This is a genomic window from Rahnella sp. AN3-3W3 (assembly GCF_003263545.1).
Lineage (GTDB): Bacteria > Pseudomonadota > Gammaproteobacteria > Enterobacterales > Enterobacteriaceae > Rahnella > Rahnella variigena.
In genome coordinates this window covers 23,193-40,678 of record NZ_JYDG01000051.1, presented here as the reverse complement: position 1 = coordinate 40,678, position 17,486 = coordinate 23,193, and the positions used below count along the sequence as shown (strand labels likewise).

Below are 17,486 nucleotides of genomic sequence, written 5' to 3'. Positions count from 1 at the left end.
GTCTTGCAGTTGGTGTGCAAGCCACATGCAATAAATGATTTAGATTTGGTGGGCCGTGCTGGATTGACTCGGTTTCACCTCGCCCTGCGGGCAACGCTTACGCGTTGTCGTCTCGCTTCGCTCGGCTCGAACCTGTGGTTCTCATCCTGCACTGCTTCACTACGTTTTCCACTTTAAAAGTGGTGGGCCGTGCTGGATTCGAACCAGCGACCAATTGATTAAAAGTCAACTGCTCTACCAACTGAGCTAACGGCCCTTCTAAACCTACTGCATATTGCCTAAATCTCTGACAGCGTTAGCCGTTTGGAGTTGTCTGGGCAACGGCGGCATATATTACTTATTTAACTTTTCAGTGCAACTTTAATTTTCAGAAAGAGTGCTAACTGATGGCGTTTCACACACTCAAGCCCAGAAAATGCACGATATGTACATTTTCCAGACCTGAATGAGGAACTACTTTGCAGATAAACGTTTTTGAGCTTGTTTTGCCGCATCGGTATTTGGGTACTGTTTTACAACCTGCGTGAAGACGGCTTTGGCTTTATCAGCCTGACCTTTCTCCTGCATGATCACCCCAACCTTAAACATCGCGTCAGAACTTTTTGGAGACTTAGGGTAATTTTTGACCACAACTGCAAAATAATACGCAGCGTCGTCTTTTTTACCCTTGTTGTAATACAACTGTCCTAACCAGTAGTTGGCGTTAGGCTGATAAGTTGAATCGGGATATTTTTTGACGAAACTCTGAAAGGCAGCAATTGCCTCATCATACTGTTTCTTTTCCAGCGCCAGTGAAACCGCAGCATTGTAATCGCTGTTCACGTCACCGGTGCTTGCAGGCGCTTGTGCAGCACCCGCGTCCGGCGTTGCGGCAGCAGAACCGGCTGCGTCACCTGTGGCTGCTGCAGCGCCCGTACTGGCGGCTCCGGCATTGCCCTGGCTTAAGCTGTCCAGTTGATTAAAAATTTGCTTCTGGCGATCACCAAGCTGACTCAACTGATACTGGTTCTCCTGGATTTGACCACGAAGAGTATCCATATCACGTTGGGTATCAGAAAGTTGTTGCTGGAGTTGAGTTAATAGCTGGCTGTGAGCGTTAGAAATACGCTCCAGAGAGGTGACCCGATCTTCAATCGAGCCTGAGCCGACATTACTGATTGGCGCTTGGGCAGTAGCGGCCCATGGGACCGCTACGCCAACCAGTAACGACAGACTCAACAAGTGAGTTCTGAAGTTACTGCTCATACTATTCTCTTAGTATACCAGTACTGCACGACGGTTTTTAGCGTATGCCGCTTCGTCATGGCCCAGTACAGCTGGTTTTTCTTTACCGTAAGAAACGATAGAGATTTGGTCGGCAGAAACGCCTTTGCCTTGCAGGTACATTTTAACAGCAGTAGCACGACGTTCGCCCAAGGCGATGTTGTACTCTGGCGTACCACGTTCGTCAGCATGACCTTCTACAGTCACTTTGTAAGACGGGTTGCTACGCAGGAATGCTGCGTGCGCGTCTAACATCTGAGCGAATTCAGAAGACACATCGTATTTGTCCAGGCCAAAGTAAACGATGTTGTTTTTCTGCAGTTCTTGCATCTGCAGACGAGCTTGCTCTTCTGAAGACATGTTTGCGTTTTCAGTGCCTGCGCCAGAGTTCAGACCCATACCATTAGATTGGTCGTTGTCTGCGTTCTTGTGAGAACTACAAGCAGCTACAGCCAGTACAGGCAACGCCAGCATCAGCCCTTTCAGCACTTTATTCAGTTGCATCTATTCGATCCTTTTATAATTTTTTGCCATACATAGTTTTCTATGCATTACAGATACGGCGACCAGGCAGGGAATTTGACCTGTCCATCAGTTGCCGGAAGACGCGCTTTGAAGCGCCCATCAGTCGATACCAACTGCAATACGGAACCCAGGCCCTGTGAAGAGCTGTAAATTACCATGGTGCCGTTTGGTGCGAGGCTAGGCGTTTCATCCAGGAACGTGTCCGTCAATGTTTGAACGGCTCCCGTTGCCAGATCTTGTTTAGCGATGTGCTGTGTACCGCTGGCGCTGCTCACCATCACCAGGAACTTACCATCTGCACTTACGTCAGAGTCCTGGTTCTGCGAGCCTTCCCAGGTCAGACGCTGAGGCGCACCGCCATTAATATTGACTTTATAAACTTGCGGACGACCGCCCTGATCCGATGTGAACGCCAGATTCTGGCTGTCCGGGAACCAGGTTGGTTCAGTGTTGTTGCTGCGTCCGTTGGTCACCTGACTAATCTGACCAGAAGACAGATTCATTACATACAGGTTCAGGCTGCCGTCTTTAGACAGAGCGAAAGCCAGTTTGCTACCATCAGGTGAGAACGCCGGTGCACCGTTGTGACGCGGGAATGAAGCAATCTGTTTGATCGCGCCATTAGCCAGAGTCTGAACAACCAGTGCTGAACGACCGCTTTCAAACGTGACGTACGCCAGTTTGCTGCCATCCGGCGACCAGGCCGGAGACATCAGTGGCTCTGGTGAACGGTGAACCACGAACTGGTTGTAACCGTCATAATCCGCTACGCGCAGTTCATACGGGAATTTACCGCCGTTGGTCTGCACGATATAAGCGATACGGGTACGGAATGCGCCTTTCACACCGGTCAGCTTTTCGAAAACTTCGTCACTGGCGGTATGGGCGGAATAACGTAACCACTGTTTGGTCACTTTGTACTGGTTTTGTGCAAGCACGGTACCTGGTGCGCCAGAGGTATCAACCAGCTGGTAAGACACCACGTAGCTGCCATCGGCTGCAGGCTGAACCTGACCGATAACAACCGCATCAATGCCCAGCGCAGTCCATGCAGCAGGAGTCACTTCTGCGGCAGAGGTCGGCTGTTGTGGCATACGTGATGCATCAATAGGATTGAACTTGCCGCTGTTACGTAAGTCAGCTGCAACGATACCACCCACATCTTCAGGTGGTGTACCCGGGCCAGCCCATTTGAATGGCACAACGCCAATCGGGCGAGCTGTATCTACCCCTTGGGTAATTTCAATGCGAACTTCTGCATGAACCACAGATGCCCACATCATCAAAAGGCCGAACGCTACTCGAAATGCCTGCTTCATTGTATCTCCCTTATCTGGACGTATCTGCCCGCGATAATTTAGCAGAATTTTAACAAACCAACGCATACAAAACTAGAATTACACCCTGCAATCTATCGTAAAATTCTGAAAAGAAATTATTTTCGTCTTTCTACGGTTTAAAATCTATCGGAGCATTTTTAAAGACTTCATAGACTGCTTCAGAAGGTGGTTTCGGGAACTTCGCCTGTCGGGCTGCGGCAAGCGCTGCCTGACAAAGTGCAGGATCCCCACCTTCCGCCGACACGCTGATAAGCGAGCCATCCGGGTTCATTTTAACGCGCAACGAACAAGTTTTACCCGCATACGATGACGCGTCATAGAATCTGCTCTCGATAGCTGCCTTAATCTGGCTGCCATAGTTAGCAATATCGGCACCTGATGCGCCTGCCTTTTTCTGAGTCCCCTTCCCTGCCGGAGCAGAAGCGCCGCCACCTGTTGCGCCTTTCGGTGCATTTTTGGAGTCAGCAAGACCATCAAATAAGTTATTCGCATCAGCTGCTTCTTTCGCAGCGGCGGCAGCGGCAGCTTTTTTATCGGCTGCGGCTTTCTTCGCTGCAGCTGCAGCTTCTGCTTTTTTCTCAGCGGCAGCAGCGGCTTTGGCATCAGCAGCCGCTTTCGCATCCGCTTCAGCCTGAGCTTTTGCATCTGCAGCGGCCTGCGCTTTGGCTTCTGCAGCAGCTTGTTTCTTCGCTTCTGCAGCCGCTTCTTTCTTCGCGTCAGCTTCTGCTTTTTTCTTCGCAGCGGCAGCAGCGGCGGTTGCTTCAGCCTCTGCTTTTTTCTGAGCATCAGCAGCGGCTTTTTTCTGCGCATCAGCTTGTGCTTTAGCCGCTTCTTTCGCGGCATCCGCTTTAGCCTGTGCCGCCGCTTTTGCTGCTTCGGCTTTCGCCTGTGCAGCGGCAGCTTCAGCCTGCTTCTGTTGTTCTTTCGCCTGTTCAGCGGCTTGCTCAGCTTGTTTTTGCTGCTGAGCCTGTTCCTGAGCCTGCTGCTTCGCATCCTGCTGCGCTTGCAGACGCTCTTTTTCAAGTTCTTTCAGGCGCTGTTGTTCGGCGGCCTGTTTCTGCTGAAGCTCTTCAGCCTGTTGCTCTGATTTTTTCTGACGCGCTGCAGCAGCGCGTTGGGAATCAGCCTGTTGCTGTTGCTGACGGTTGTACTGATCGACCACGGCACTGGGATCAACCATTACGGCAGAGATATCGCTGCCGCCACCGCCACCACTCATGCTGGTATCTTCGTCCAGCGATCCCAAAATCAGCAGGCCTATAATGATGATATGCAGAACGACCGAAACAATAACGGCGCGTTTGAGCTTATCGTTTTGTTCAGTTGCAGTTGCCTTTACCAAAATAGATTTCCCAAGACAGGATTACTAAAAACCCGGTTTCCTGTATTGCCTGTCATACTTTTAACAAGCCAGAGAATGCCGGGTTTCAAATAAGTGTTACAAATTACCTATCCTCAGATAGGTTGTGTCATCAATCCGACAGACTTCACGCCAGCCTGATGCAGCATATTCAGCGCCTTAATGATTTCATCATAAGGTACATCTTTTGCGCCGCCGATCAGAAATACCGTCTTCGGATTGGCCTGGATTCGGCTGGTCGCTTCCGCGATAACCTGCTGTTCAGGCAATTGTTCCATACGCTGATGATCCACCACTATGGTGTACTGACCCACGCCGGAGACTTCCACAATCACTGGCGGGTTATCATCGCTGGATACCGTTTTGGAATCCGTCGCGTCTGGCAGATCCACTTCCACGCTTTGGGTAATGATGGGAGCTGTTGCCATAAAAATCAGTAACAGAACCAGCAATACGTCCAGCAGCGGAACAATGTTGATCTCCGACTTACCTTCGCGACGGTTACGACGACCTCGTGAACGAGCCATACTCTCCCCCTTTAGTTACTGCTGGTTTCGCGAGAGAAAGCCTGACGGTGCAGGATGGCCGTAAATTCTTCCATGAAGTTATCGTAGTTTTGCTCAAGCTTGTTCACACGCTGGTTCAGACGGTTATACGCCATCACCGCAGGGATAGCAGCAAACAAACCAATCGCGGTGGCGATCAGTGCTTCTGCGATACCCGGCGCAACCATTTGCAGGGTAGCTTGTTTTACAGAACCTAAGCCGATAAAGGCGTGCATGATCCCCCAGACCGTACCAAACAGGCCGATATACGGGCTGATGGAACCGACGGTACCAAGGAAAGGAATGTGCATTTCAAGAGATTCGAGTTCACGGTTAAAGGAAATACGCATCGCACGTGAAGAGCCTTCAATCACCGACTCAGGCGCATGGCTGTTGGCACGATGAAGACGCGCAAACTCTTTAAAACCGGAATGGAAGATTTGCTCTGCCCCGCTCAGGGTTTCGCGACGGCCCTGGCTTTCCTGATACAAACGGGAAAGCTCAATACCGGACCAGAATTTATCTTCAAATGCTTCTGCCTCACGGGTGGCGGCATTCAGCACTTTCGTGCGTTGAATGATGATCGCCCAGGACGCGACAGAGAAGCACACCAGGATAAGCATAATCAGCTTAACCAGGATGCTGGCCTTTAAAAATAAATCAAGCATGTTCATGTCAGTCACTGCTTAAACTCCGCGACAATAGACTTAGGAAGCGCACGTGGCTTCATTTGGTGTGGATCAATGCACGCAATCAACACTTCTGCAGAACTCAGAAGGTTTCCATGCGAATCAAGAATTCGTTGTGCAAAAGTAAGAGAAGCTCCGCGAATGGACGTAATCTCACTCTGAACATCCAGCAGGTCATCTAGGCGAGCTGGTGCAAAGTATTCGACCGTCATGCGGCGGACAGCAAAAGCGACATGTTCTCCCAGCAGTTGTTGCTGGTGAAAATTGCGTTGGCGCAACATCTCTGTGCGAGCCCTTTCATAAAAGGCGACGTATCGGGCATGGTAGACCACACCTCCCGCGTCTGTGTCTTCAAAGTAGACACGAACCGGCCATCGGAACAACGAATTACTCACTCTACATCCCGTAATGCAATTTGACGGCACTACTATACTCAAGTGAGTTGGGGTTGGGAATGGGTTGCATTGCTGGAACGAAAATAATTATGGGCCAGAGCGGCCCATAGGACGATTACTGTAAATTTGTCTTTTATTTCAGCAAAGAATCAGCTGAAAAAGTAAAAAAGTCCTGCGGCCAGCGCAATCATGGCAAGTATCGGAGAGAAGAATGCCTTCCATACCGATTTATGCGGACGAAAGCCAAGGCCGTGGATCACACCGGCACAGACTGCCCATATCAGAATGATGCCGTGCCAGACTTCCAGCTGGCTGGTTGACGAGGCAAACAGGCCCGGTTTCCAGAATACGCATCCGGCAAGCACCAGTGACATCACAAGCGAAAGGGCCCGCAAGGGGCCCTTGTCTGTGATGGCGTAGAGTTTATCCACGATCACACTCATTATTACTTCTCTTCTTTAGCCGCTTTATTGGCTTCGCTGTGTTCAAACGCCAGCGCGGTAATGATACCGAATGAGCAAGCCAGTAAGGTGCCGAGGATCCAGGCAAAATACCACATGGTGTTCTCCTTAATACAACGAATGCTTGTTGTTCTCGATGTAGTGTTTATCGAGGCGACCGAACATCTTGTAATACGCCCATGAGGTGTAAATCAGGATGATTGGTACAAAGATACAGGCAACAACGGTCATCACTCTGAGCGTCAGCAAGGTGGATGTCGCATCCCACATGGTCAGGCTGGCGTTCGGCTCAGTGATTGACGGCATCACGAACGGGAACATAGTGATACCTGCAGTCAGGATCACACAGGCGATAGTCAGTGAGTTACTGATGAATGCCAGCGCCGCTTTGTTCATGCGTGAGAACAAAATGGTCAGCAGCGGCAGAATCACACCCAGTGCAGGGATCGCCCACAGACCCGGAGTCTTGTTGAAGTTAGCCAGCCATGCACCGGCTTCATGAGACACCGTTTTGCGCAGCGGATTTGACGGGCCGGCGTGATCCATAACAGACGTCACGGTGAAGCCATCAATCCCTTTCACTAACCAGATACCTGCCAGCAGGAAGCACACCATCATCACCAGTGCAGAAATCTGCGACGCGGTGCGGGTACGCAGGTGCAGTTCACCCACAGTACGCATTTGCAGATAGGTGGCACCTTGCGTGATAAGCATGGTCAGGCTGACCAGACCGGCCAGAATGCCGTAAGGGTTCAGCAGGCCAAACAGGTTACCGGTGTAGAACAGACGCAGGTCGCTGTCGATATGGAACGGAACACCCAGCAGCAGGTTACCGAACGCCACACCGAACACCAGCGCAGGGACGAAGCTGCCGATAAAGATGCCCCAGTCCCACATGCCACGCCAGCGCGGGCTCTCGAGTTTTGAACGATAGTCAAAGCCCAGCGGACGGAAGAACAAGGCGCACAACACCAGCACCATCGCGGCGTAGAAGCCGGAGAATGCCGCGGCGTAAACCATCGGCCATGCTGCAAACAATGCACCACCGGCGGTGATCAGCCAGACCTGGTTACCGTCCCAGTGCGGGGCGATGGCGTTGATCATCACGCGGCGGTCAGTATCGGTTTTACCGATAATGCGCACCAGAATCCCCACGCCCATATCAAATCCATCTGTGACTGCGAAGCCGATAAACAGCACGCCAATCAACACCCACCAGATGAACCGTAAAACTTCATAATCAAACATAAGTGGACTCCCTATTACCGAGCTTGCTCAAGTGGCGCTGAAGTTTGTTCATAATGATAACGGCCAGTTTTCAGGCTGCTTGGGCCCAGGCGCGCATATTTGAACATCAGGAACATTTCAGCGATCAGGAACAGGGTGTACAGGCCACAGATGAGGATCATCGAGGAGAGTACATCACCCACAGTCAGTGAAGAGTGCGCAACCGCAGTCGGTAACACCTCACCAATCGCCCAAGGCTGACGGCCATATTCGGCCACGAACCAGCCCGCTTCGACAGCAATCCACGGCAATGGCAGGCCGATGAATACCGCGCGGTGTAACCAGCGTTTCTGACCAATCTTGCCGCGCAATACGGTATAGAAGGACAGCGCAATCAGCACGAACATCAGAATGCCGCAGGCAACCATGATACGGAATGCGAAGTAAAGCGGCAGAACGCGCGGGATAGAATCTTTGGTCGCTTTCTGAATTTGTGCGTCAGTCGCACCCGCCGGGTTGTCGGTATAGCGTTTCAGCAACATACCGTAGCCCAGATCCTGCTTAGCATTTTCGAAATCGCTGCGTACTTTCGGGTCAGTGTTGCCCGAACGCAGTTCTTCCAGCAGGGTGTAGGCTTTCATACCATTGCGGATACGCACTTCGTGTTGCGCCATCAGGTCTTTCAGACCGGTGACCGGCGTATCAACAGAACGCGTGGCAATCAGGCCGAGCAAATATGGGATCTGAATAGAATATTCGTTCTCCATTTTGTCCTGGTTAGGCATACCAAACAGCGTGAAGCTGGCCGGTGCAGGTTGGGTATCCCACTCTGCTTCGATAGCTGCCAGTTTGGTTTTCTGCACATCACCCATTTCATAACCGGATTCATCACCCAGCACGATAACGGAAAGTACGGCAGCCAGACCAAAGCTTGCAGCAATCGCAAATGAGCGTTTCGCGAAACCGATGTCACGACCTTTAAGCAGGTAGTAAGAGCTGATAGCCAGGATGAACATCGCGCCAGTCACATAACCAGACGCTACGGTGTGAACGAATTTAACCTGCGCAACCGGGTTCAGGACCAGCTCAGAGAAGCTGACCATTTCCATACGCATGGTTTCGTAGTTGAAGGTGGAAGCAATCGGGTTTTGCATCCAGCCGTTCGCCACCAGGATCCACAAGGCGGACAAGTTTGAGCCAAGCGCCACAAACCAGGTCACTGTCATGTGTTGAACTTTAGAGAGACGATCCCAACCGAAGAAGAACAGGCCGACTAAAGTGGATTCCAGGAAGAACGCCATCAAACCTTCGATCGCCAGAGGCGCCCCGAAGATATCACCGACGTAATGTGAGAAATATGACCAGTTAGTACCGAACTGGAATTCCATGGTTAAACCGGTTGCAACGCCCAGTGCAAAGTTAATTGCAAAGAGTTTGCCCCAGAATTTGGTCATATCTTTATAGATTTGTTTGCCGGAAAGCACATAAACCGTTTCCATAATTGCCAGTAAAAACGCCATACCCAGCGTTAATGGGACAAATAGGAAATGGTACATGGCTGTTAAAGCAAACTGTAAACGCGACAGTTCAACGATATCAAACATCTTGACCCCTTGCTCCTCGGAGGAAGACCCCAAATTGCGATCTTTGACGAACCGGTTGCCGGAACGCCTCTTGACTACCAATATTCAAATGTGTGTAGAACAGAAATGCCCGCGGCAGGCACTCTGAACCCGGAAAGCGCACGGTCAGTAAGCCTCTAAGAGGCTGATGAGCAGGCGAAATCACGGGGAAAAGTAAACATACAAAAAACTGATGTTACAGGACCAATATGTTACGCCAGTAATCCCACACATTAAATAGGTTTTTTAGTGACCCAAAGCGGATTTCCGTGTACAGGTCAATTTAAGAACAAAACAGTGAAAATCGCTGTAATTGATCTGCCGCAATTTAAGCCTATCTCCTTGTTTATTTCTATATTACCCACATCAATTTCTGAAAAAATATTTCAGGATGTTAATCATTGGTTTCATTGGGCTTTAAGGGTGGACTTAATGTTAATTAATTGTGCTTATATGGTTGTCATTAATATCTATTTTGCTACCTGTTGAAACCTAATTATTAACCTTTTATTTCCAATGAACCTATCGTGCTGTGTTAATAAATATAGCTCAATTCAGCGAATGTTAAATATTTCGCTTAAAATAAAAAAGGCCACCCGAAGGCGGCCAACATGTCGAATCAGTTTCTTAAATAAATCGACTTACATCGCACCGGATTTTTTCCGGCGCGACGGGTATTACTTATTGCGGCAGAACAGATTTCACGGCTTCGCCGATATCTGCCAGGCTGCGAACGGTTTTAACGCCGGCCGCTTCCAGTGCTGCAAATTTCTCGTCTGCAGTGCCTTTACCACCGGCAATGATGGCGCCTGCGTGGCCCATACGCTTGCCTTTAGGCGCAGTCACACCGGCGATGTAGCCCACAACCGGTTTAGTCACGTGTGCTTTGATGTACGCAGCAGCTTCTTCTTCTGCGTTACCACCGATTTCACCGATCATGACGATCACTTCAGTCTGTGGATCTTCCTGGAACAGCTTCAGAATATCAATGAAGTTAGAGCCGGGGATCGGGTCACCGCCGATGCCGACGCAGGTAGACTGGCCGTAACCGTAATCAGTCGTCTGTTTAACCGCTTCATAGGTCAATGTACCGGAGCGGGAAACGATGCCCACTTTGCCTGGCAGGTGAATATGGCCAGGCATGATGCCGATTTTGCATTCGCCAGGAGTGATAACGCCCGGGCAGTTTGGTCCGATCATCACGGCATCGCTCTGATCCAGTTTCACTTTAACCACCAGCATATCCAGCGTCGGGATGCCTTCAGTGATACAGATGATCAGTTTGATACCCGCATCCAGCGCTTCCAGAATGGAGTCTTTGCAGAACGGAGCCGGAACATAAATTACAGACGCCGTTGCGCCGGTAGTTTCTACCGCTTCACGCACGGTGTTGAACACGGGCAGACCCAGGTGCTCGGTGCCGCCTTTGCCTGGCGTAACGCCGCCAACCATTTTGGTGCCGTAAGCGATGGCTTGTTCGGAGTGGAAAGTCCCCTGGCTACCGGTGAAACCCTGGCAGATAACTTTGGTGTTCTTGTTGATTAAAATCGACATTATTTCCCCTCCACTGCCGCGACAACTTGTTGAGCCGCATTCGTCAGGCTGGTCGCTGCAATGATGTTCAAACCGCTGTCTGCCAGTTTTTTGGCACCCAGCTCTGCATTGTTACCTTCAAGACGTACCACAACCGGTACGCTGACGCCTACTTCTTCCACCGCGCCGATGATACCGTCGGCGATCAGGTCGCAACGTACGATACCGCCGAAGATGTTAACGAAGACGGCTTTCACTTTTTCATCAGAAAGAATGATTTTGAAGGCTTCAGTCACGCGTTCTTTGGTTGCACCACCGCCAACATCCAGGAAGTTAGCCGGTTCGCCACCGTGCAGTTTCACGATGTCCATGGTACCCATTGCCAGACCGGCACCGTTCACCATGCAACCGATGTTGCGTCGAGGGCAACGTAGTTCAGTTCCCACTGCGCTGCCTGTGATTCACGGGCATCTTCCTGGCTGTAATCGCGCATTTCGCGCAATTCTGGCTGACGGAACAAGGCGTTGCCGTCCGCACCCAGTTTGCCGTCGAGGCAGATCAGGTCGCCAGCGGTAGTCACCACCAGCGGGTTGATTTCGATCAGCGCAAGGTCGCGCTCAAGGAAGATATTCGCCAGACCCATGAAGATCTTAGTGAACTGCTGAACCTGCTTACCGGTCAGACCCAGTTTGAAAGCCAGTTCGCGACCCTGGTAAGGCTGCGGACCTGCCAGCGGATCCAGTGCCACTTTATGGATCAGGTGTGGCGTTTCTTCTGCCACTTTCTCAATTTCCACGCCGCCTTCGGTAGAGGCCATGAACACCACACGACGGGAGCTGCGATCGACTACCGCACCGAGGTACAGCTCCTGATCGATATCCGTTGCCGCTTCAACCAGGATCTGGTTAACCGGCTGACCGCTGGCGTCTGTCTGGTAAGTCACCAGACGTTTACCCAGCCAGTGCTCAGCAAAAGCGCGAATTTCTTCTTTGCTTTTAACCACTTTCACGCCGCCCGCTTTACCGCGGCCACCGGCATGAACCTGACATTTCACCACCCACGGACCGGCACCGATTTTCGATGCAGCCTCTTCCGCTTCACGCGGGGTGGAACAGGCGAAGCCTGATGGTGCTGGCAGGCCGTAGCGCAGGAACAGCTGTTTCGCCTGATACTCGTGTAAATTCATGATGTTCTATCCATTCTTATTCGGTAAGTAGGAAGGCTTATCAGGGCACAGCGAACTGTGCCGCAGATTTTTCGATCTCTAATCTTTCGCTGCGCCGGGACTAGACGTCCAGCAGCAGACGAGCCGGATCTTCCAGCATTTCTTTAATGGTCACCAGGAAGCCGACCGATTCACGGCCGTCCACCAGACGGTGATCGTAGGACAGTGCCAGATACATCATTGGCAGAATCACTACCTGACCATTAACCGCCATAGGACGATCTTTAATGGCATGCATGCCGAGGATCGCACTCTGTGGTGGGTTGATGATTGGCGTGGACATCAGGGAGCCGAAGACGCCGCCGTTGGTCACGGTAAAGTTACCGCCGGTCAGTTCTTCCACTTTCAGTTTGCCGTCACGACCTTTGATCGCCAGCTCTTTGATTTGCTTCTCGATATCAGCCATGCCCAGCGTATCTACGTCACGCAGAACTGGCGTGACCAGACCACGTGGAGTGGATACCGCAATGCTGACGTCGAAATAGTTGTGGTAAACCACATCTTCGCCATCAATAGACGCGTTCACTTCCGGATAGCGTTTCAGCGCTTCAACCACGGCTTTCAGATAGAAAGACATGAAGCCCAGACGCACGCCGTGACGTTTTTCGAAACCATCACCGTACTGCTTACGCAGATCCATGATTGGCTTCATGTTGATTTCGTTGAAGGTGGTCAGCATCGCAGTGCTGTTCTTCGCTTCAAGCAGACGCTCAGCCACGCGCTTACGCAGACGGGTCATCGGCACACGTTTTTCGCTACGTGAACCCAGAGCAGGAGCGGCGCTGGAAGCTGCCGGAGCGGCGGCTGGCGCGGCTGCCGGAGCGGCGGCTGGCGCGGCTGCCGGTTTAGCGTCTTTGGCTTTCGCCAGATGCTGTTCGATATCTTCACGGGTCAGACGACCGCCGACACCGCTGCCTTTGATGGCGCTGGCATCCAGAGAATGTTCAGCAATCAGACGGCGGATAGCCGGGCTGAGTGCGTCATTATTCTCTTCTTCCAGTGCTGCTGTGTGGCGTGCCGCAGGAGTCGCTTCTTTTTCGGAGCTTTTCTCAGTGCTTGGCTTACCGGAGCTGTTGCCCGGACGGATACGCGCCAGGATCTGGCGGGAAATCACGGTAGCGCCTTCGTCTTCGATGATGCTGTCCAGAATACCGGCTTCACTTGCTGGCACTTCCAGAACCACTTTATCGGTTTCAATTTCTACCAGTACATCGTCACGTTCAACACTGTCGCCCGGTTTTTTGTGCCAGGTGGCAACCGTCGCATCCGCAACGGATTCAGGAAGGTCAGGGACCAGAATATCTACGCTACTCATTATAAATCCTTCTTATGTTCCATAGTGTTAACTCACGCCAACGCGTTATTTAACGTTAAGCGCATCGTTAACCAGATCTTGCTGTTGCTTCTGGTGAACGGACATGTAGCCGACTGCCGGGGAAGCAGAGGCCGGACGTCCTGCGTAACGTAAAGAAGCCCCGAAAGGAATCACTTCACGGAAATTGTGCTGGCTGCAGTACCACGCGCCCTGGTTGAGCGGCTCTTCCTGACACCAGACGAAGTCATGAACGTGTGAGAATTTCTCAAGCACTTCCTGAATCGCTTTGTGCGGGAACGGATACAGCTGCTCGATGCGGACAATCGCCACATCGGTTTGCTCGTTTTTGCGACGTTGTTCCAGCAGGTCGTAGTAAACCTTACCGGAGCACATCACCACGCGCTTAACCTGTTTTGGATCCAGTTCGTCAACTTCACCAATCGCTGGCAGGAAGCTGCCATCGGCCAGTTCTTCCAGCGTAGAAACCGCCAGAGGATGACGCAACAGTGACTTCGGTGACATCACGATCAGCGGACGGCGCATACCGCGCAGTGCCTGACGACGGATCATGTGGTAAACCTGCGCCGGGGTAGACGGGATACACACCTGCATGTTTTGCTCAGCGCAAAGTTGCAGATAGCGTTCCAGACGCGCGGAGGAGTGCTCCGGCCCCTGCCCTTCGTAGCCGTGCGGCAGCAGCATCACCAGACCACACATGCGGCCCCATTTCTGTTCGCCGGAACTGATGAACTGGTCGATAACTACCTGCGCACCGTTGGCGAAGTCACCGAACTGCGCTTCCCAGATGGTCAGGGTGCGCGGTTCTGCAGTCGCATAACCGTATTCAAACGCCAGTACCGCTTCTTCGGAAAGCACGGAATCCCAGACGTTGAACTCGCCCTGGCTGTTATGAATATTGGCCAGCGGCACGTACACGGAACCGTTTTTCTGATTGTGGATCACAGCATGACGGTGGAAGAAGGTGCCACGACCGGTATCTTCACCGGACAGACGAATCGGAATGCCTTCGTCCACCAGCGTAGCGTACGCCAGATTTTCTGCGCCGCCCCAGTCGAATTTCTTATTACCCTCAGCCATCTCGTTACGGTCGCCGTAAATCTTGGCAACGCGTGACTGCATCTCAATCGCATCCGGCACATGGCTGACGCGACGCGCCAGTTCCTGCAGACGTTTCAGCTCAACCTTATTCGGGTATGGCTCGTCCCACTCATGATTCAGATACGGCGACCAGGTGAAAGTGTGCATGTCATTCTGACGCCACTCTTCCACTACGCACTCACCGGCATCCAGCGCATCACGGTACAGATTGACCATTTCCGTCGCATCTTCGAGGCTGGCAACATTCTGCTCAGTAAGGACATCTGCGTAGATTTTGCGTGGCGTCGGGTGTTTCTTGATCTTTGTGTACATCAGCGGCTGGGTTGCGCTAGGTTCGTCGGCCTCGTTATGGCCGTGGCGACGGTAGCAAACCAGGTCGATCATGACGTCACGTTTAAAGGTGTTACGGAAATCCAGTGCCAGACGGGTCACGAAAGCAACCGCTTCAGGATCATCTGCATTAACGTGGAAAATCGGTGCCTGCACCATTTTCGCGATATCAGTACAGTAATCGGTAGAACGCGCATCTTTCGGATTCGAGGTGGTGAAGCCCACCTGGTTATTGATGACGATACGCACGGTACCGCCCACTTCATAACCGCGTGCCAGCGACATGTTCAGGGTTTCCTGAACCACACCCTGACCGGTAATTGCCGCGTCACCGTGAATAGTGATTGGCAGAACCATGTTGCTGCGCGCTTCGTCCAGACGGTCACGACGGGCACGAACAGAACCGATGACGACCGGGCTGACAATTTCCAGGTGCGACGGGTTAAACGCCAGCGCCAGGTGAACCATACCGCCTTCGGTTTCCACATCAGACGAATAGCCCATGTGGTATTTCACGTCACCGGTACCCAGGTGTTCTTTATGCTTACCGGAGAATTCGTCGAACAGGTCCTGAGGTTTTTTGCCCAGCACGTTGATCAGCACATTCAGACGTCCGCGGTGCGCCATACCCAGCACCACTTCGCGAGTTCCGTTTTTGCCGGCATGACGGATCATGTCTTTGAGCATAGGAACCAGCGCATCGCCACCTTCGAGAGAGAAACGTTTTGCACCCGGGAATTTCGCACCCAGATAACGTTCCAGACCTTCAGCTGCGGTCAGTTCTTTCAGGAAGGTTTTCTTTTCTTCATTGGTGAAATTCGCACGACCTGCCACGGATTCGATACGCTGTTGGATCCAGCGTTTCTCTTCGGTGTTGGTGATGTGCATGTATTCCGCACCAATGGATCCGCAATAGGTTTGCTTCAGGGCTTTATACAGCTCGCCGAGCTGCATGGTTTCCTTGCCAATGGCAAATGAACCGACGTTGAAGGTCTCCTGGAAATCAGCTTCTGTCAGATGATGGAACGCAGGATCCAGATCAGGTACTTCGTCCAGTTTCCATAGGCCGAGGGGATCAAGGTTCGCGTTCTGATGGCCACGAAAGCGGAAGGCGTTGATTAACTGCAGCACCTTGACTTGCTTGGCATCCGTTTCCGGATCGCTGATGGAGGAGTTATAACGTGACGCATCTTTCGCCAGTCGGCGGAAGTAGTCTCGTGTTTGAGAATGGAGTTGCTCTGGTTTCACACCCACTGTTGGTAGCTGTTTAAAAATCGAACGCCAGCTATCGTCAACGGAACCAGGATCGGTTAAGTAGTCTTCATAGAGTTGTTCTATGTAAGACTGGTTCGCACCCGCCAGATAGGAGGAATCCAGCCAGGCCTTCATTGCGCCGTTCTGCATCGTGATCCCTTAAGCTTTGAAGCTTTAGTTTTCGCCGTGGTTAATAATATTGACCGTGATACACCGCGGTAAAACGGTTTTCCTTACTAAAACAGTTCGCTGGTTGAGCGTTTGGCTCTTCAAGGAACCTTCAAAAATCATCCATCTGGCTGAGTGATTTTTGAAGTAGCCCTGCTTTTACTTCCCGACTCTTTACTGCCCTTTTATCCCCTGATATTGACCCGGCTATCTTACTCCAGTCAGGCGCAACTTTGTTGCACTTGTTGCTACTTTGTTATTAAAAAATTACTTATTTGCTATCGTCGCCTCAGTTACCGCATTTGTAACTAAAGAAAGTGCAAAACCGGTAGTAACTAAATAACAGCGGGAACCTGAGTTCCCGCTGATTGCGTCACCTAAACCACTCAGGCACCACGCTGCAGAAGCATGGATTTGATATGGCCGATCGCCTTGGTCGGGTTCAGCCCTTTCGGACACACACTCACACAGTTCATGATGCTATGGCAGCGGAATACGCTGAAAGCATCGTTCAGATCGTCGAGGCGCGATTGTGTTTCGGTATCGCGGCTGTCGATCAGGAAGCGGTAAGCGGCCAGAAGGCCTGCCGGACCGACAAATTTGTCCGGATTCCACCAGAACGAAGGACAGGATGTTGAGCAGCAGGCGCAGAGAATACATTCGTACAATCCGTCCAGCTTTTCACGGTCATCCGGCATCTGTAAATGTTCACGCGCCGGAGGATTTTTCCCATCATTCAACAGGTAAGGCTTAATCTTCTCATACTGCTTATAGAATTGTCCCATGTCCACAACAAGGTCGCGCACAACAGGCAAACCTGGTAACGGACGGATAACAATTTTCTTGCTGCCGTTACGCAACGTCGATACCGGCGTGATACACGCCAGACCGTTTTTACCGTTCATGTTCACGCCATCTGACCCGCAAACACCTTCACGGCATGAGCGGCGGAAAGCCAGCGTCGGATCCTGTTCTTTCAGCAAAATCAGCGCGTCGAGCAACATCATGTCGCGCCCTTCTTTCGCTTCCAGCACGTAATCCTTCATGTACGGAACGTCATCGACGTCCGGGTTGTAGCGATAAATCGAAAATTCAATTTTCATAATCTGTCTCCG

The 17,486-nt window shown here is 51.6% G+C and carries 15 protein-coding genes, 1 tRNA gene, 1 other RNA gene and 1 pseudogene; all 18 read right to left on the bottom strand.

Translation table 11 applies throughout. From position 1 onward, the window contains the following. Positions 1-46: 46 nt before the first annotated feature. Positions 47-166, bottom strand: a non-coding RNA gene (locus UC15_RS15025) — RtT sRNA. Between the two features lie 14 nt (positions 167-180). Then, positions 181-256: transfer RNA gene (locus tag UC15_RS15020), tRNA-Lys, on the bottom strand. Positions 257-453: 197 nt separating this feature from the next. Continuing rightward, a complete protein-coding gene (cpoB, locus tag UC15_RS15015; RefSeq protein WP_112289188.1) occupies positions 454-1,245 on the bottom strand; it encodes a cell division protein CpoB in 792 nt (263 codons plus the stop codon). Between the two features lie 9 nt (positions 1,246-1,254). Beyond that, positions 1,255-1,767, bottom strand: coding sequence for a peptidoglycan-associated lipoprotein Pal (gene pal, locus UC15_RS15010; RefSeq protein WP_013576426.1), 513 nt, complete (start codon positions 1,765-1,767; stop codon positions 1,255-1,257). 47 nt (positions 1,768-1,814) lie between these two features. After that, positions 1,815-3,107, bottom strand: coding sequence for a Tol-Pal system beta propeller repeat protein TolB (tolB, locus tag UC15_RS15005; RefSeq protein WP_112289187.1), 1,293 nt, complete (start codon positions 3,105-3,107; stop codon positions 1,815-1,817). Positions 3,108-3,237: 130 nt separating this feature from the next. Beyond that, the gene (tolA, locus tag UC15_RS15000; protein ID WP_112289186.1) at positions 3,238-4,470 is read right to left on the bottom strand and encodes a cell envelope integrity protein TolA; all 1,233 of its coding nucleotides are present in this window, start codon (positions 4,468-4,470) and stop codon (positions 3,238-3,240) included. 113 nt (positions 4,471-4,583) lie between these two features. Then, complete coding sequence (gene tolR / locus UC15_RS14995) at positions 4,584-5,015, bottom strand: colicin uptake protein TolR (RefSeq protein WP_013576429.1); 432 nt, start codon at positions 5,013-5,015, stop codon at positions 4,584-4,586. 11 nt (positions 5,016-5,026) lie between these two features. After that, entirely contained in the window at positions 5,027-5,716 is a 690-nt protein-coding gene (tolQ, locus tag UC15_RS14990; protein ID WP_056771666.1) for a Tol-Pal system protein TolQ, read from the bottom strand. Beyond that, on the bottom strand, positions 5,713-6,117 hold the full coding sequence (gene ybgC / locus UC15_RS14985) for a tol-pal system-associated acyl-CoA thioesterase (protein ID WP_015698108.1): 405 nt from the start codon (positions 6,115-6,117) through the stop codon (positions 5,713-5,715). Before ybgC ends, tolQ begins: the two co-directional genes overlap by 4 nt. A 149-nt stretch (positions 6,118-6,266) precedes the next feature. Beyond that, positions 6,267-6,560 (bottom strand): cyd operon protein YbgE, encoded by a 294-nt coding sequence (gene ybgE, locus UC15_RS14980; protein ID WP_112289185.1) that lies wholly within the window; start codon positions 6,558-6,560, stop codon positions 6,267-6,269. Between the two features lie 2 nt (positions 6,561-6,562). After that, positions 6,563-6,676: a cytochrome bd-I oxidase subunit CydX gene (cydX, locus tag UC15_RS14975; protein WP_013576433.1), complete on the bottom strand. Its 114-nt coding sequence runs from the start codon at positions 6,674-6,676 to the stop codon at positions 6,563-6,565. A gap of 10 nt (positions 6,677-6,686) precedes the next feature. Next, entirely contained in the window at positions 6,687-7,826 is a 1,140-nt protein-coding gene (cydB, locus tag UC15_RS14970; RefSeq protein WP_037037106.1) for a cytochrome d ubiquinol oxidase subunit II, read from the bottom strand. Positions 7,827-7,840: 14 nt separating this feature from the next. Then, the gene (gene cydA, locus UC15_RS14965; protein ID WP_112289184.1) at positions 7,841-9,409 is read right to left on the bottom strand and encodes a cytochrome ubiquinol oxidase subunit I; all 1,569 of its coding nucleotides are present in this window, start codon (positions 9,407-9,409) and stop codon (positions 7,841-7,843) included. A gap of 699 nt (positions 9,410-10,108) precedes the next feature. After that, positions 10,109-10,981 (bottom strand): succinate--CoA ligase subunit alpha, encoded by an 873-nt coding sequence (sucD, locus tag UC15_RS14960; RefSeq protein WP_101077378.1) that lies wholly within the window; start codon positions 10,979-10,981, stop codon positions 10,109-10,111. After that, positions 10,981-12,146 (bottom strand): annotated as a pseudogene (gene sucC / locus UC15_RS14955) (ADP-forming succinate--CoA ligase subunit beta). Before sucC ends, sucD begins: the two are co-directional and overlap by 1 nt. A 100-nt stretch (positions 12,147-12,246) precedes the next feature. Continuing rightward, positions 12,247-13,500, bottom strand: a complete 1,254-nt coding sequence (gene odhB / locus UC15_RS14950; RefSeq protein WP_112289183.1) for a 2-oxoglutarate dehydrogenase complex dihydrolipoyllysine-residue succinyltransferase — start codon at positions 13,498-13,500, stop codon at positions 12,247-12,249. 45 nt (positions 13,501-13,545) lie between these two features. Next, positions 13,546-16,353: a 2-oxoglutarate dehydrogenase E1 component gene (gene sucA, locus UC15_RS14945; protein WP_112289182.1), complete on the bottom strand. Its 2,808-nt coding sequence runs from the start codon at positions 16,351-16,353 to the stop codon at positions 13,546-13,548. 404 nt (positions 16,354-16,757) lie between these two features. Next, positions 16,758-17,474, bottom strand: a complete 717-nt coding sequence (locus UC15_RS14940; protein WP_013576440.1) for a succinate dehydrogenase iron-sulfur subunit — start codon at positions 17,472-17,474, stop codon at positions 16,758-16,760. Positions 17,475-17,486 lie beyond the last annotated feature (12 nt).